Origin of the sequence: Kitasatospora aureofaciens, assembly GCF_019192735.1 — a bacterium.
Classification (GTDB): domain Bacteria; phylum Actinomycetota; class Actinomycetes; order Streptomycetales; family Streptomycetaceae; genus Kitasatospora; species Kitasatospora aureofaciens_A.
In genome coordinates this window covers 1-16,206 of sequence record NZ_JAHTKP010000029.1, presented here as the reverse complement: position 1 = coordinate 16,206, position 16,206 = coordinate 1, and the positions used below count along the sequence as shown (strand labels likewise).

Annotated in this window: 12 protein-coding genes; 8 read left to right on the top strand and 4 right to left on the bottom strand. The window is 75.1% G+C overall.

Going from position 1 to position 16,206, the window contains the following annotated elements; translation table 11 throughout:
* Window positions 1–4 precede the first annotated feature (4 nt).
* Window positions 5–1,291 carry an acyl-CoA dehydrogenase family protein gene (locus KV557_RS25020; RefSeq protein ID WP_218203730.1) on the top strand — a complete coding sequence of 429 codons (1,287 nt, stop codon included), beginning with the start codon at window positions 5–7 and terminating at the stop codon, window positions 1,289–1,291.
* A gap of 22 nt (window positions 1,292–1,313) precedes the next feature.
* Entirely contained in the window at window positions 1,314–2,843 is a 1,530-nt protein-coding gene (locus KV557_RS25015; RefSeq protein WP_218203729.1) for an AMP-binding protein, read from the top strand.
* A 66-nt stretch (window positions 2,844–2,909) separates the two neighbouring features.
* Here the strand turns inward: KV557_RS25015 and KV557_RS25010 are convergent, their stop codons facing one another.
* Entirely contained in the window at window positions 2,910–5,141 is a 2,232-nt protein-coding gene (locus KV557_RS25010; protein WP_218203728.1) for an ArnT family glycosyltransferase, read from the bottom strand.
* Window positions 5,142–5,560: 419 nt separating this feature from the next.
* Between KV557_RS25010 and KV557_RS25005 the strand changes: the two genes are divergently transcribed.
* Window positions 5,561–5,908 (top strand): peptidoglycan-binding domain-containing protein, encoded by a 348-nt coding sequence (locus KV557_RS25005; RefSeq protein ID WP_218203727.1) that lies wholly within the window; start codon window positions 5,561–5,563, stop codon window positions 5,906–5,908.
* A 416-nt stretch (window positions 5,909–6,324) separates the two neighbouring features.
* Here KV557_RS25005 and KV557_RS25000 read toward each other — a convergent pair whose 3' ends face one another.
* Window positions 6,325–7,158, bottom strand: a complete 834-nt coding sequence (locus KV557_RS25000) for a PIG-L family deacetylase (protein WP_218203726.1) — start codon at window positions 7,156–7,158, stop codon at window positions 6,325–6,327.
* Window positions 7,159–7,236: 78 nt separating this feature from the next.
* Window positions 7,237–7,380: a hypothetical protein gene (locus KV557_RS24995; RefSeq protein ID WP_218203725.1), complete on the bottom strand. Its 144-nt coding sequence runs from the start codon at window positions 7,378–7,380 to the stop codon at window positions 7,237–7,239.
* Window positions 7,381–7,958: 578 nt separating this feature from the next.
* On the opposite strand from KV557_RS24995, the gene KV557_RS24990 reads away from it, so the two are divergent.
* The 3 genes from KV557_RS24990 to KV557_RS24980 all read left to right on the top strand — a co-directional run bounded on the left by KV557_RS24990 (window position 7,959) and on the right by KV557_RS24980 (window position 10,360).
* On the top strand, window positions 7,959–8,492 hold the full coding sequence (locus KV557_RS24990; RefSeq protein ID WP_308130059.1) for a hypothetical protein: 534 nt from the start codon (window positions 7,959–7,961) through the stop codon (window positions 8,490–8,492).
* Between the two features lie 95 nt (window positions 8,493–8,587).
* Entirely contained in the window at window positions 8,588–8,932 is a 345-nt protein-coding gene (locus KV557_RS24985; RefSeq protein ID WP_218203723.1) for a hypothetical protein, read from the top strand.
* 510 nt (window positions 8,933–9,442) lie between these two features.
* Window positions 9,443–10,360, top strand: coding sequence for a cupin domain-containing protein (locus KV557_RS24980; protein WP_218203722.1), 918 nt, complete (start codon window positions 9,443–9,445; stop codon window positions 10,358–10,360).
* Window positions 10,361–10,411: 51 nt separating this feature from the next.
* On the opposite strand, the gene KV557_RS42960 is transcribed toward KV557_RS24980, so the two are convergent.
* A complete protein-coding gene (locus KV557_RS42960; protein WP_256177917.1) occupies window positions 10,412–10,543 on the bottom strand; it encodes a hypothetical protein in 132 nt (43 codons plus the stop codon).
* Between the two features lie 268 nt (window positions 10,544–10,811).
* Between KV557_RS42960 and KV557_RS24975 the strand changes: the two genes are divergently transcribed.
* Together KV557_RS24975 and KV557_RS24970 are read left to right on the top strand one after the other, a co-directional pair.
* Complete coding sequence (locus KV557_RS24975) at window positions 10,812–14,261, top strand: lantibiotic dehydratase (protein ID WP_218203721.1); 3,450 nt, start codon at window positions 10,812–10,814, stop codon at window positions 14,259–14,261.
* A complete protein-coding gene (locus tag KV557_RS24970; protein WP_218203720.1) occupies window positions 14,258–15,520 on the top strand; it encodes a lanthionine synthetase LanC family protein in 1,263 nt (420 codons plus the stop codon). Before KV557_RS24975 ends, KV557_RS24970 begins: the two co-directional genes overlap by 4 nt.
* Window positions 15,521–16,206 lie beyond the last annotated feature (686 nt).

Genomic DNA, 16,206 nt, shown 5'->3' with positions numbered 1-16,206 from the left:
ACCCATGCACGCCACCGGCATCAGCCCGCTTCTGGCTCGTCACCCCGAACTCGGGGACCTCCACTCCCGGCTGACAGCATTTCTGGACACCCACCTGCCCAACCCGGTCTGCGAGAACGACCCCCGCCCCGACTGGCTCTCCCTGCGGGCGCAGGCCGCCGCCGCCGGGCTCACCGGCATCGACCTCGCCTCCCCGGGCGAGCCGGGTGAGCCGGGTGAGCCGGGCGATCCGACCGAGCCCGACGCGCCGGGCGTGACCGGACGCGTCGCCCAGGGCATGGCCATGTTCCTCGCCGGACAACGGGACTGCGACGCCCGCGAGATCTTCAGCACCGGGCACGCCGCGATGCCGCTGCGCCACGGCTCGCCCACGCTCGTCCAAAGCACCCGCGAACAGGTCGTCACGGCAGGCAAGTTGGCCGGCATCGCGTCCAGCGAACCGCACTCGGGCTCGGACCTGCGGGGCTTTCGCACCGTCCTGGTCGACCACGGCGACCACTACACGCTCTCGGGGTCCAAGGGCCTGATCAGCCGCGTCGAGGAGGCCTACGGCTTCGTCGTCTTCTGCAAGCTGATCGACCGCCAGGACGTCGGCCGGGCCGACCTGCGGGCCGTGCCGCTCTCCGCGGTCTGGGTCCCGACGAACGCCCCGGGCGTGCTCAGCGAGACCACCGACCCGCTGGGCATGCGCGGATGGAGCTTCGGCCACCTGCACTTCGTCGACACCCGCCTCGACAAGGACTTCCTGCTCGGCGAACCCGGCGACGGCCGCCGGATCTTCGACGAGCACTTCTCCGCCTGGCGGCTGATGATGTCCCTGGTCTGCCTCGGCGCCGCCGTGGCGGCGATCCTCGAATCCGCCGCCCGCACCCGCAGTCGCACCGTCGGACGGATGCCGCTGGCCGGCATCCCCTCCGTCGCCGCCCGCCTGGGCACCGCCGCCGCCGAGGTCGAAGCCGCCACCGCATGGTGCTTCACACTGCTGGAGCGCATCGACCAGGGTGAGACCGACGTCGCCGCGTGCTCCGCCGCCAAAGCCCTGGCCACCGACGCCGCCTACCGTGCCGTCGACCTCGCCCTCCAACTGCACGGCAGCGAGGGCTACACCAAGCGGACCCCGATGGAGAAGCGCCTGCGCGACATCCGCGGGCTGCGCATCGCCGACGGGCCCAACGACACCCTCTACAGCGTGCTGGCCCACTCCCTGCTGACCGAGGGGGCCGGGCACGGGCCCACCGAGGAGACCGAGCACCGGCCGGCCGAGGACGTCCAGCTCCTCGCCCACCACTGACCCGAGGCGCAAGGAACCGCAGATGCCAGCCGCTCCGCCCTTCCGCACCGAAGTCACGGAAATCCTGGACGTGTTGGGGGCCACTCCCGAGCGGGAGGCAGTCGTCCACCAGGGACGGCCCACCACCGCCGGAGAACTCCGCGACCTCACCCACCGCCTCGCGCGGGCCATGCGCGCCCGGGGCATCGACCGCCACCACACGGTGACCCTGCTGACCGGCAACCTGCCGGAGGCGATCGCCGCACGGTACGCCGCCAACCTGATCGGCTGCCGGGTCAACCAGCTCTACACCCGGCTGCCGGCCGAGACACAGGCCGTCATGGTCCGCGACGTCGAGACGCACGCGCTGATCGTCGATCCCCGCCACGCGGACCGGGCCGCCGAGATCATCGGGCGAGCCCCCGTCGGGACCGTCCTGGTCCTCGGCCCCGGCACCGTGGGAACCGACCTGCTGGCACTCGCCGCCGCCCAGCCGGCCGACCCCTTCCCGAGCCGGGCCCGGCCGCAGGACGTACGGACCATCCGCCACTCCGGAGGTACCACCGGCCACTCCAAGGGGATCTGCATCACCTACGGGCAGCACCGCCCGTTCGGCCCCGACCTGCCCGGCGACCCGCAGAACCCGCCGCGGCTGCTGGTCTGCACCACCATCGCCCACGCCGCAGGACAGATGAGTGACAAGGCGCTGCGCGCCGGCGGCAGTGTGGTGCTGCTGGACGGCTTCGACGCGGGCGCCGTCCTGGCGGCGATCGATCAGGAACGCATCACCGACGTGTTCCTGATGCCGCCGCTGCTCTACCAGCTGCTGGACCACCCGCAGTGCGCGCACACCGACACCAGCAGCCTGCGCCGCCTCACCTACGGCGGCTGCCAGGCCTCACCGGCCCGCCTCACCGACGCGATCCGGCGCTTCGGCCCGGTGCTGGTGCAGCTCTACGGGCAGCACGAGGCGGGCATCATCAGCGTCCTCGACGCCGAGGACCACGACCCGGGCCGCCCGCAGCGGCTGCGCTCGGTCGGCCGGATCGCGCCCGGGTACCGGGTGGCGATCCGTGACGAGTCGGGCCGGGACCTGCCCGCCGGTGCGCGCGGCGAGGTCTGCGTCAGCTCGGACAGCCTGATGTCGGGCTACTGGAAGCAGCCCGAGCTGACCGCCACCGTCCTCAAGGACGGCTGGCTGCACACCGGCGACGTCGGCTACCTGGACGACGAGGGCTATCTCCACATCGTCGACCGGCTGAAGGACCTGATCAACACCGGTGGCGGCCACGTCTACACCTCCGAGGTCGAGGACCTGCTCAACTCCCACCCCCAGGTCCGCCAGAGCGCGGTCTTCGGCGTCCCCGACGCCAACCAGGTGGAACGCATCCACGCCGTCGTCGTGCCCGTCCCGGGCGCCCGGCTCGACCCCGACGACCTGCGCAGCCTGGTCCGCACCCGCCGAGGCCCCCTCCACGAGCCGGCCCACCTCACCTTCGCCCGCACACTCCCGCTCACCGACGCCGGCAAACCCGACAAGAAGCTCCTCCGCGAGCAGGCCGCCACCCGGTAGCCGCATCCACGGGAACGCGGGGCAGTGCCGCCCCGCGTTCCCGTGAATCATGAACCGATCGATCCGTCAGCCCGCGTGCGTGCAGAGGTAGAGCTGCTGGGCGCCCGTGGCGTCATCGCCTCGCGCACCGGCGGCGGCCGACGCCGTCGCGACCGCGCCGCCGCCGTACTCGGCCGCCGGCACCGCGGTGCAACCGGTCCGCACCCAGGACTGGATCTGCGCCGTCGTCGGGTTGGCCGACTCGCCACCGCCGCCACCACCGCCACCGCCGCCACCGCCGCCACCACCGCCTGCGCCGCCGTGCCGGCCGCTGCCGCCGCGGTCGGCGCCGAGCAGGACGTACCGCAACTCGCCCGTCCCGACGAGCTGTCGGAACCGATCCAGCGTCGGCGACGGCGCCGAGCCGCTGAAGCCGCCCATCGGCAGGACCTCCTCGCCCGTCGCCAGGATGAAGGGCGAGGCGGCGCTCCAGCTGGTCGCGGCGAACAGGTAACGGGCGCCGCTCCGACGGTCCTTCAGGTAGTCGAACAGAGCCTGCTGGGACGCCGTCAGGTGCTCCGAGGAGCCGCCGAACCCGCCGCGCTGCACCCGCTCGGCGCCGGCGCCCGCAGCGGACGCCGCCCCCGGGAACGAGTGACGGCCACCGCCACCCCGGCCGCCCTTGGCGGGGCCGACGGTGCCCATGCCCGAGTTGCCGTACGTCGAGCTCAGCACCGACGACGCCCAGGCGCCCGGTGCGACCAGCATCGCCGCGACGCCCGCCAGCAGACCCGCCAGCGCAAGCCGCCGGCCGGGGAAGCGGCCCAGCCTGGCCGCCCCGAGCAGTGCCAGCGCCACAACGCCCAGGGCGATCACGGTCGGCGCCAGCCACGGCAGGAAGCCCGGGAACTCCCCGGCCAGGAACGCGGACCAGGCGACGGTGCCGGCGATCGCGGCGGGAAGCGCCCACGCCCGCACACCGCCGTCGCGGAAACCCCGCCACAGCAGCACGGTCCCCGCGCCGCCCAGGACCGCCAGCGGAGCGGCGATCACACCCATGTAGTAGCTGTGCCCGCCGACGCTGCCCGCACTGAAGACCAGGAAGAACACGCCCAGCCAGGTGCCCCACAGGACGTAGCCGGCCCGCAGCACGTCGGTGCGCGGCTCACGGCGCCGCCAGGCCAGTCCGCAGACCAGCGCGACGGCGGCGAGCGGATAGAGCCAGCCGGTCTGCGGGGCGAACTGCGAGCCGAACATCTTCGTCCACCCGCCGTCACCCGCATTGCCGCCCTGACCGCCCCCGCCGCCCTGGCCGGACGCCCCGGAAGAACTCTGCGCCGCGGACGGGGACTGCCCGCCCTGCGAACCCGCACCGGAACCCCCACCGGCCCCGACAACGCGGCCCCCGTCACCGCCCCGGACAGCCTGGACACTGCCGGTCTGCGCCGCACTCATCCCCAGCGAGGAGAAACGGTTCAGGAAGTTGTAGCCCACCACCATGCTGAACGCCGAGTTGTCCGTGGTGCCGTCCACGTACGGACGGTCCTGCGCCGGGGTGAGCGTGACGGCCAGCATCCAGGAGGCCGACACGGCGAAGGCCACCAGCCCGGCCACGGCGACATGCCCGAGCCGCCGCCGCAACGTGGTCGGCGCCGCCAGCAGGTACACCGCGGCAAGCGCGGGCAGCACCGCCCACGCCTCCACCATCTTCGTCTGGAACGCCAGCCCCACCCAGACCCCGGCCAGCAGCAGCGGCCGCAGCCGCGCCGTGTGGGCGGCCCGCTGCGCCGCGTCCGCCGCGAGCAGGAGCAGCAACGTGAAGGCGGCGTCCTCGACCGCGGTGCGGAACAGCCCGGCGGCGACCGGCGTCAGGGTGAACGCCGCGGCCGCCAGCAGCCCGGCGTCGGCCCCGGCCCACCGGCGCACCACCCGGTACAGCACCAGAACGGCCAGCACGCCCTCGACCACCTGCGGCAGGGTCAGCGCCCACGGGTGGAAGCCGAAGACCCGCGCCGACAGCGCCTGCGGCCACAGGAAACCGGGCAGCTTGTCCAGCGTGATCGTGCTCGCCGGGTCGAACGACCCGAACACGAACGCCTTCCAGCTCTCCGTCATGCTGCGCACGGCATCGGCGTAGAAGCTGTGGTACTGGCTGTGGTTGATGTTCCACGCGTACAGCACGGCGGCGACGGCCGCGATCCCCAGCAGGGCGGGGCGGGCGTAGGACGGCTGGCCGTCGGGGGACTTCCACGGCGCTCTGCGGCGGGGAGGCGGGGGGAGCGGGGACTCCCGGGGGACGGTGAGGACATTGGTAGCCATGGGCGGCACCCTCGGCTGCGTCGATGAGAGTTCCCTTGGAAAGCGCCCCGGTTTGGGCATTTTTATACCTACGGCGCGCCGATCGGCGCACTGCGCTCCCGCCGTTCGGCTGGTCTGTGAAGAAACGGTGCATCTCCTGGCCGGGGACGCGGCACCGGACGACAGGACGTGACCGTCCCGGCCGCGCAGCCGGGCCGGAGGATCTGTCCTTTTTCGGCTGACGCCGAAGCACGGCGACAACGTCCCGGAGCCGTCGGCACGATGGGAGCGCCGGGACGGGGCGCGCCGGCGGGAGGCCGACCGGGGTGGCCTCCCGCCGCCGCCCGTCCGGCGTCCGCCCGGCTCCTTGCCGGAGCGGGCCCGCCGGATGCTTTGTCATGCACCCGGCTTCCAGATGATCCCTGAAGGGGGACGGCACCATGAAGAAGATCACCGCCGCGCTCGGCGTCGCCGCACTCGCGCTCTCCCTCGGCGTCGCCGCCGCGCCCACCGCCTCCGCGCAGAGCTCCAGCTCGTGCAGCTACACCAACAGCGAGCCGACCCTGTCCCGGGGCTCCACCGGCACCGCCGTCAAGCAGCTCCAGTGCGAACTCCACTACTCGATGACCGGCAGCAACCTGACCCGTGACGGCATCTTCGGCGGCGGCACGCTGAACGACGTCCGGCGGTTCCAGCAGTGTGCCGGCCTCGACGTCGACGGCATCGTCGGCCCGAACACCTGGGCGGCGCTCGACTACTGGACCACCGCCTCCGACTACGCCTGCTGACCCACTGCCAACGGCCCGGCCCCACCCGGCCCCACCCGGGCGGGGCCGGGCCTCGGCCCGTGCCGGCGGCGAGCAGCGCGAGGCCGGCCGCCCGCAACACCGTCGCGTGCGCGCCCGCACCCGCCGCGCAGACCGCCCCTTCGCCGTTCCCATCCGCTGCCCCTGCAACTCGGTCCAGCCGCACGGCCGTCGGCCTTCGCCGCTGAGCGGGTGCCGGATCGCAGCGGCCGGCATCACCGCCCGGACCTCGTTAGCGGCGGCGTCGGTCCCGGCGCCGAAGTGGTGGATCACGTGCTCGCGGACGTGGTCCTGCCGGGCGCGGGTGAAGGCCGCGCAGGCGTCGTGGACGACGTGGACGACGTGGGCGGTGCAGCCGCGGTCGTGGGCCTCGCGCGGGGTGGACTCGATGCCGGGGATCAGCGCAGTCCGGCGAACAGGTCCCGCTCGGGCAGTGCCGCGCCGGTGGTGTCGTGGACGCGGACGAACGTCTCCACGCCCATCAGCTCGGTGAACCTCTCCTTGCCCATCCGCAGGAAGAAGATGTTCTCGCTCTGGCTGGCGTGCGCGAGCAGCGCGTCGTACTTCCGGCCGCCGAACTCCGTGGTGTCCACCCAGGTGGTGATGTCCTCGTCGGGGAGCCCGATCTGGGGCCGCGCCCCGTCCTCGGACGGGTCCGGCTCCTCCCAGTCCGCGCCGAACTCGCGCATGATCTCGCCGAACTTCTTCATCGTCGAACGCGGCGCGGTGGTCCAGTAGACCTTGGGCGTCAGCCCGGCCTGCGAGAGCGCAGCCGTCGTGATCCGGTTCGCCTGGATGTGGTCGGGGTGGCCGTAGAATCCGTTCTCGTCGTAGGTCACCACCACGTCGGGCCGGTAGCGGAGCATCAGTTCGGCGAGCCGGGCGGCCCCCTCGGCGACCGGCGTGCTCCAGAACGACCCGGGGGCGTCGTTGGCCGGCCAGCCCATCATCCCGGAGTCGGCGTATCCGAGCAGTTCGAGGTGGCTGACCCCGAGAACCTGGCAGCTGGCTTCGAGCTCCTTGCGGCGCAGCGCAGCGACGGCGGCCGGATCGTGTCCCGCCTCGCCCGGCTTGACACCGCCCGGACCGTCGCCGCAGCCGCCGTCGGTACAGGTGACGAGCACGGTGCGGACGCCGTCCGCGGCGTAGCGGGCGAGGACGCCGCCCGTCGCGGTGGCCTCGTCGTCCGGGTGGGCGTGCACTGCCATCAGTGTCAGGGGCCGGTCGGCCATGGGATCCGTCCTCGGGTCGGTCGAAACGATCGGTCCCAGTCTGCGCCGGGCCGGCACCCGCCGGCACCTGGCCTCCCGTCAGTCCCTTTCCGGGGCGGCGCCGGTGCGCGGGACCTCGTGGAGCACGGAGCCGAGGGTGTGGGCGAGCACGAGGCGGTAGACGGCCACGGCCCGGTCCAGCGGCCCGCCGTCGGCGGTCAGTTCGGCCGGGCAGGGTGACATCACGGCGGTGCCCTGACATGCAGCGTATGGGTGGATACGGACGGGCCGCCACGGCAGGCAGTGGGTCGGCTCGCGCCGGCGCCACCATGACCGGCGCCGTTCAGCAGGTCAGGCCGTGCCGCTGCGCGGCGAGTTCGGCGCGGACGAGTTCGAGGAGTCGTCCCGCCCAGTTGCGTCCGGTCCGGTCGTGCTGGCTCCAGTAACGGGAGTGCATGTCGGTGTAGAGGATCGTGGCATCGCCGGTTCCGGTCAGGACCTGCGCACACGCACGGGGCGAAGCCCCCGCGCGGCACGCGCGGCCGGAATCCCCGTGCCTTAGCCCGGGGAGGAAGTCAATCGTCCCGGGCTGCGGCGTGGCCGTTGGGGCCTGTCGTGGGTTCGCCCTGTCCGGGTCCTGGTGTCCCGGGGTGGCTGGGCCGGGCGAGTGGGGGCAGGGGTGTACCGGTGTGGTGGCAGGGGGTGGTGGCGGGTGGTGGCGGGAGGCTGGTGCCCTGGAGGCGGACTGGAGAGCGGGAGAGCATGTGGGTGGGCGCAGCCGTCGAGATGTCCGTCGCCCCATGGCCGTGGGCGGGGAGCGGGTGGCCGGTGATGCAGGTGTGCTGGGGACCGCGCTTGCCGTGGTGCTGGCGTTCTCGCTCGCGCAGGGTTCGTGGGAGTGGTTCTCCACCTATCTCGGTGTGACGCTTCTCGCGGTGGTCCTGTCCTTCGGCCGTGCGCCGGTGCCGGAGCCGGGTCGACGGGCTGCCTACGCGTGGAGTCTGGCGGCGTACTCGCTGGTCGTGGGTCTGTGCGTGGCACTGACGCTGGCTCCGGCACTGCAGCGCTGGGACTGGCTGTTCCCCATGCCGGGCGCCCGGCGCGGGTGCGTGGAGTCCGGCCGCTACGGGAGTCTGCGGACGCAGGCCACTCTGGGGGAGCTGGCCGGTCGTGACGCTGACGCGTTGGCGTACATGCAGAGGGAGCAGAGCCGCCAGGCCGTCAACGACTGCCTGGCGGCGACGACGACGCGTTGGCTGCCGGTGTACGCGTTGGGGGCGGCTCTGCTGGTGGGCGCGGGTTTGTGGTCGTGGGCGCGGGCCCGGGCGCGAAGGACGGCGGCAGGGCCCGTTTGAGCCGGCCTCGGGGGAACCGGCCGGCCGCCGGGTCGAGGTCCTGGCCTTCGGACGCGGCACGGCAATCCGCTCGCGCACCGCCCGGCCCGTGGGCCGTGCTGCGCGGGACGGACTGGGCATCGCCGGAGACCGCTTTCGGGACCGGCGAGGAGCTGTACCCGTGCCTGGTCCGGCTCCTCGACCCGGGCCCGACCGTGCCCGAAGCCCGTGCCGCCTTTGGCGGCCTCGAGTTGGTGCGTCATCAGAACAGCATCCACGAGGCCACCGCGCCGGTCGCCCTGTTTGTCGCAGCGCTTCTCGCCCGCCGCGGAACACAACGCGGAGGGGCGGCGGACGACGTGTGCGCGCCGCTGCTGGGCTGGCTGGCCGACGTCGCCCACGACTGCGACGACACGTGCGCCGCGGCCGGCGAGCGCGGTTTCGACGGGAACTACCTCTGAGAGCTCGCGCGGACAGGCGGAAGGGGGTACGCCGGCGCTTCGACATCACGGGCCACGCGTACCTCACGGACGGGCCGCGGTGCCGCGGGGCCCCTGGCTTCCACCGCCTGGTACCTCGCCGCCGGCGGTCCTGAGGATTCGCCGCTCGCGGAGGTGGAGTCCGTGAGCGCGAAGGGCTGCGCCTCTGCGCCCCGGCGTGGCGACCGGCGCTCCCGCCCGACGTGGTCTGTCAGCGGTTCCCGTCGCATCGTCTGACCGGCCGCGCCGCCGGGTGTGATGTTTCCCACGGAGGCTCCGCGGACGCCCTGCGGAGTCCCGGGCCGGGTGTGGTCGGCGGGGTGACGTTGCGTCGGGCCAGGTCCGGGCGGGTGGCGGCGGGCGGCGGGGCGAGGCGTGAAGCTGGCCGGTCCTGATCGGGCCGGCGACACGCCGGTGAACCGACTCCCGGTGTCCATCCGTAGGTTGTGCGACGGCCGGCCGGTGGCGGGCCGCTGGACGGAGGTACGGACTATGGAGCGAACGCGGGTACTGGCCGGCTTGGTGGGGGACACGGAGGTCTTCCGCAAGGTGCTGGAGGAACGCCGGCCGCAGGTGTTCCGCACGGAGGAGTGGCCGCCGGGGCTGCCCCGGACGGGTGAGCTGGACGCCGTGCTGCGCGGCGGACTGCTGCGGGTGCCGTACGTGGAGATGGTCCGGGCGGGCGAGGTCGTCCCGGCCGCCGAGTTCTGTACGGCCCGCACGGTGGCCGGGCGCAGGGAGGGGGGCTTCGCCGACCCGGACCGGATCGCCGCGCTGCTGGCCGACGGGGCCACACTGCTGCTGCCGCAGCTGGACCAGTGGCACGCGTCCGTGCGTGCGCTGGCCACCGGCATCGCGCTCGAACTGGGCCGCCGGACCGAGGCGTTCTGCTTCGCGACGGGCGCCGGCCGGCGCGGGCTGGACGTGCACCGGGACGACGCGGACGTGCTGGTCGTGCAGCTCGCCGGGGAGAAGGAGTGGACGGTCCACGAGGCGCCCGCCGACGGGCGCTGGCACCCGGGGCCGGCCCCCGAACCCGGCGCGGTGGCGCTCGAGTCGGTGCTTCGGCCGGGTGAGGTGCTGTACGTGCCGCGCGGTGCGCCGCATATGGCGACGGGCCGGCAGGGGCTTTCCGTGCACCTGTCGTTCACCATCCGCGAGGCGGGAACGGGGCGGCTGCGCGACGCCGTGGGCGAGTGGCTGGCCGCGGGCGGCTGGGCGAACGCGTTGCCGCAGCGCCCGGCGACGGAGGCGGAGCTGCTGGCCACGGCCGCCGAGGTGCTCCGGCTGGGCCGCGCCCGGCTGGCCGAACTGACGGCGGAGGAACTGCTGCGACTGGCCCGGGGGCCGCTGCCCGAGCCGGTCGGGGATGATGCGGCGGCGCCGGGCCGGGGGCCGCTGACCGTCTAGGGAACGGCCGACGGGAACGCGCGAGGGCGCGGTGCTGCCTCTGGGTCAGAGTCAGATGCAGTACGGGCGGAAGCAGGAGCCGTCACAGGAGATGCTGATCAAGGACTCCTCCTGCTCGACGGTGTCGGTCGCGACCAGGTCCTGCACGTCGAGGTCGAACAGCTCCTGCATGTCGGTGGCCATGGGGGCCTCCCTTCGTCGGTACCGCGTCTGATCGCGGCGGACTGCAGCGGACGTTAGGTACTCGTGCATGGCACCGACAATGATTGCGCGCAGATGAATAGACGAATTCAGCCAAATATGAACGCCGGCTGATCATCGGTGGACAGCTTTCGATCGTCGGGATAGACACGACCCAACCCGCCGGCCGGAGCGGCCTACGGCGCCCGGCGCCGCCCACCCGGCGGCGGCACACGGCACGGCGCATACGGCACACGGCACGAGGAGCACGGTGGGCGAGACGCACGGAGCGCGGCAGGACCAACTCTTCACCGCGACCGGCCCGGTCCTGCTGCGGACGCCGGCGCTGCCGCGCTCGGACCGGCACAGCGTTCCGGCCACCTCCGCCGACCAGCCGGCAGCGCAGCCCGACGCCGCCGCGCTGCTGGCGTACCTCGCCGAGGCCGCCGCCGACCCGGCCCTGCGGGAGGCGATCGAGGTCTCCAGCCCCTCCCTGGCCGACCTGCTCGACCAGGCCGCGGCAGGCACGACACCCGCCGAGGCCGCCGCGCTGCGCCCCGCTGCCCTGCGCCGGGCGGCCGAGGCGGTCAGCCGCTACCGCCTGCGGATGGCCACCCGGCCGACCCCCTTCGGGCTGATGGCCGCCGTGGCACGCGGGCGCTTCGGCGCGGCGGCCGAGATCCGCTGGGACAGGGCCGAGCGCCGCGCCCTGCGCCCCGACCTCGGCTGGCTGCTCCCGCTGCTGGACCGGCTGCGGACCGACCCCACGGTGCTGCCCGGCCTTCGCCTGGCGGTGGACCAGCAGGTCCACCTGCGCGGGGACCGGCTGATCCTGCCCTACCTGCCCGGGCGCCGCCCCGCCGCCGGCGGCCCCGCCACCGGCGCCCAGGCGGAGCCGGTCGCCGAGCGCACCGTCCGGGCGACCGCCGTGGTGCGGGCCGCCGTCCGGGCCGCCGCCGAGCCGCTGCGGCACGCCGAGCTGCTCGCCGCGCTGGCCGCCGAGTTCCCGGCGGCCCCGGCCGAGGCGGTCGTCGGCCTGGTCCGCTCGCTCGTCGCCCAGGGCTTCCTGCTCACCGACCTGACGCCCCCGCCGGACTGCACCGACCTGCTGGGCCATGTGCTCGACCGGCTGCCCGCCGGCCACCCGGCACACGCCGAACTGGCCGCCGTCCGCGAGCTGTTGGCGCGCGCGTCCGCACTGCCACGCGGACGGGCCACCGGGCTGCTGCGCCAGGCGCGGGCCCGGATGACCCGCCTCGCCCCGTCCGACCGCCCACTCCACGCGGACCTCGCGCTGGACGCCGAGGTGGTCCTGCCGGACGAGGTCCGCACCGAGCTGGAGCAGGCCGCGTCCGTCCTGTGGCAGCTCTCGCCGCCGACCTCCGCGCCGGAGCATCTGCGCACCTACCACGCGGAGTTCGTCGAGCGGTACGGGGCGGACAGCCCCGTCCCGCTGGCCGAACTGCTCGACCCCGACACCGGCCTCGGGGCGCCGGCCGGTTACCGGCGCCCGGTCGGCGGCCGCGGCGCGGCCAACCCGCAGCCCTCCCGGGCCCGCACCGACGCCGACGCGGCCCGCGACCGGCTGCTGGCCGAGCTCGCGGCGGGCGCCCTCGCCGACCGGGGACCGGACGGCCTGCTGCCCGAAGTCGTCCTGGACGACGACCTGTTGGCCCGCCTCGCGCCGCCCCGCGAGGGGGCCGACGCCGCCGCCGACACCCCGCCCGCCTCCCTGGAGCTGTACGCCGAGCTGGCGGCCGACTCCGCCGAGGCGCTGGCCGCCGGGGACTTCCGGCTGGTGCTCTCCCCGGTGGCCGGCAGCGACCGCGCCGGGGCCACCTTCGGCCGCTTCGCAACCCTGCTTGCCGACGCCGAAGATGATGGCCCATCAGCTCCGGGTGCCCTGCTCGCCGAGGCCGCCGGTGCCGGCCTCGCCCCCTGCGCCGGCCAAACCCCCAGCTCCAGCCTGATCCCCGGCGCCGACCCCGGCCCCGGCCTCAACTCCAGCCCCGGCGCCGGCCCCGGCCCCAACTCCAGCCCCAGCGCTGGGACAGGCGACGACGACGCGCTCGAAGCGCACCTGGAGTTCACCCCCTACCGGCCCCGCCACGCCAACATCGCGCTCACCCCGCGCTGGCTCGACCACCGGGTGGTGGTCAGCGCCTTCGCCGACCCGGGCGGCCCCTCCGTGCTGCCGCTGGACGATCTGGTCGTGCTCGCCGACCTCGAGCGCCTCGCCGTCTACTCCCGCCGCCTCGGCCGAGAGGTCCGCGCCGCCGCCCACCACGTGCTCAACCTCCGTACCGGCGCGCCCAACGCGGCCCGCTTCCTCCAGGAGGTCGCGCTCATCGGTCAGCGGCCCTGGCAGCCCTGGGACTGGGGCTCGGCCGTCAGCGCACCCGCGCTGCCCCGGGTCCGCCGGGGCCGGGTGGTGCTGGCGCCCGCCACCTGGCGGCTGACCGCTCCCGTCCCGGCGGCCTCGGCCCCCTTCGCCCAGTGGGCCGAGGGACTGGCCCGCTGGCGCCGGCGCTGGGGGGTGCCGGTTGCCGTCCAACTGGTCAGCGGCGACCAGCGGATCAGCCTGGACCTCGACCTCCCCTGGCACCGGCGCCTGCTGCACAGCCACGCGCGCTCCGCCGAACACACCGTGCTTCAGGAGGACCTCGCCCCCGCCGGCGACCACGGCTGGCTGCACGGGCCCGACGGCGCCCGCACCGCCGAACTGGTGGTCCCGCTGCGCCGTCGGACGGACCCGCCGGCCGCGGTACGGACCCGCCGCCGGCTTCCCGTCAGCCGTCCCCGCATGGCCGAACTGCCGGGAGGGCCCTGGCTGTTCGCCCGGCTGGCGGCCACCGAGGCGCGCCAGGAGGAGATCCTCGCCGAGCACCTGCCCGGGCTGGTCGAGGCGCTGCCGGCCGAGGTGGACCGCTGGTTCTTCGTCCGCTACCAGGATCCGGCACCGCATCTGCGGCTGCGCTTCCACGGCGCGCCGCCGACCCTCGCCACCGCCCTGCTGCCCGCCCTGCACGACTGGGCACTGGAGCTGCGCCGAGCCGGTCTCGCCGCCGACCTGCGCCTGGACAGCTACGCGCCGGAGACCGACCGCTACGGCGGCGCCGAGGTCCTCGCCGACGCCGAACGGGTCTTCCACGCCGACAGCCTGGTCGCCCTCGCCGCGCTGCGTCAGGCCCGGGCGGATCGCCGGCTCTCCCGGGAACTGCTCGCCGCCGTGAACATCGCCGGCACCGCGCAGGCTTTCCTGGCCGCCCGCGCCGCCCACCCGGCGGACCACCACGCCACCGCCACGACCGCCGCCACCGCCGCTGCCGCCACCGCCGCCACACCCGGCGCACCGCCGGTCGGCGCCTGGCTGGCGGCGGTGTACCCGAAGTCCGAGCGGCACCACCAGGCGTTCCGCTCCCAGCGTGCAGCCGCACTGAGGGCGATCGGCCCCGACGGGCCGACCCTCCCGGCCGGCGGCCTGCTGTCCGCCGAGCCCGGCCTGACCGAGGCCTGGCAGCACCGGGCCACCGCCCTCGCCCGCTACGCCGTCCGACTGGACGCGCCGTCGGCCGACCCGGTCCTGGCCTCGCTGCTGCACATGGGCCACAACCGTCTGGTCGGCATCGACCGCGAGGCCGAGCGCCGGGCCTACGCCCTCGCCAGGGGCGCGGTCGAAGCCCACCGCGCCCGCCGTTCGAACCCCGGGAAGGCACGTTGAGCACGACGGACCGGATCCGCACCGTGGCCGAGCTCCTCAGCCGGCCCGGCACCCCCGGACGACCCCCGGCGCCCGCTCCCCACCAGGGCGCGGAGCACGCCCTCGCGGCCGGCCGCACCGGCACCGCGCTTGCCCTCGCCGTCCTGGCCGACCACGAGGACGCCGAGGGTGCCCCGGAGGCAGCCGCCGAGCTGCGCCGCGCCGCGCACGGCCAGCTCGCGGCCGCCGTGAAGTCCCCCGGCGGGACCCGCGGCGGCGGGCTCTTCTCCGGCGCCGCCGCGCTCGCCTTCGCCGCCCGCACCATGGCCCGGCGCCCCGGCGAGTACCGCTCGCTGCTCGACGCGCTGGCCCCCCGGGTCCGGCAGGCCGCCGCCGCCCGCGTCGCCGAGCTGCGCGCCGACCTGGCCGCCGGCGCGGGCCTGCGCGCGCACACCTTCGACACCGTCTCCGGCGTGGCCGGCCTCGGCCGGCTGCTGCTCGCCCTGGAGCCGGACGGCCCGGCACTGGCCGACCTGCTCACCGCACTCGTCGAGCTGGCCGAGCCGACCGGCACCACGCTCCCGCGCTGGTGGACCGCCGGGGGACCGGGACTGCCCGGCGCGGACCCCGACTTCCCTCAGGGGCATCTCAACCTGGGCCTGGCGCACGGGATCCCGGGCCCGCTCGCCCTGCTGGCCCTGGCCAGGCTGCGCGGGGTCGGCCTGCCCGGTCAGGACGAGGCGATCGACGAGGCGATCGAGGCCCTGGCGAGCTGGCTCGCCGCCCGTCAAACCCCCACCGGCTCCTGGCCGATGACCCTGCGCGTCGAGGACGAACGGGCCGGCCGCCCGCCCGCCGATCCGCCGACGCGGGCCGCCTGGTGCTACGGAACCCCCGGCGCCGCCCGCGCCCTCTTCCTCGCCGGCGCCGCCCTGCGCCGCCCCGACTGGCAGGCCACCGCCGTCGCGGCCCTGGCCGGCACCCTGGCCGCCGACCCGTGCGGCTGGAACCTCGACGGCCCGGGCCTCTGCCACGGCACCGCCGGCCTGCTGCGGATCACCCAGCGCACGGCCGAGGAGTCCGGCTCCGCCGAACTCGCCGCACACCTGCCCGCGCTCGCCGCCACCGTCGGGGCCGAACTCGACACCGCCCTCGCCGCCGGTCACCCCTCCGGCCTCCTGGAGGGCACCGCCGGAGCCGCCCTCGCCCTCCACGGCTACACCCGCACCACCACCGCCGACCCCGCGGCGGAGTGGGACGCCTTCCTCCTGATCGGCTGACCGTTCCTTTGGACTGATCAGGAGTGACTCCCGATGAGCCGCACGCCCCGAACGGTCTTGGGCGCACTGGTCCCCGGCGTACTCAACCCCGCTGGGCGACACGCATCCCGTGCGTGGTCCGTCCCGGGAGGCCGGTTCCCTCACGACCCGGCCACATGGGCGGCCAGCGGCGACGGGCAGGCCCTGAACCATCACTCCGGTGGAGCAGGGGCCCCGCGCGATGGCACCCCGGTGATCCAGTGGTACGCGGAGAACCACGCGAACCAGCGCTGGAGCCTCAACCCCACCGCCTGACGTACCCTCAGGCCCCGGTCCGGCCGCCGTCGGGCCGGGGCCCACCCCTCGCCGAACTCGGCGCGCACGCCCAGAGCCCAGCAGGGCCCGTACCCACGCGTCCGCGTGGGTACGGGCCCTGCTGGGTCCCCCTGGTGGCCCCTGTCCGGCCCCGGGGTGAAGGGGAGTGGTCAGGTCGCGCGTGCAGGTCGGCCGGCCGTGTCGGGCGGCTCGCACCGGGGTGCGGCCGGGCGCCGGCCGTCCGGCGGTTGTGACTGGTCGGCTTACGGCGTTGGGAGAAATTGACGTCGGGGTGTGCTGGCCTGGTGGGTCGGCTGGTGGGTGATCAGCAGGCGGCCTGTCGGGCGAGCACCAGTTCGGTGCTCGACTTGCGCCGGGTCATCCGTCGGGCG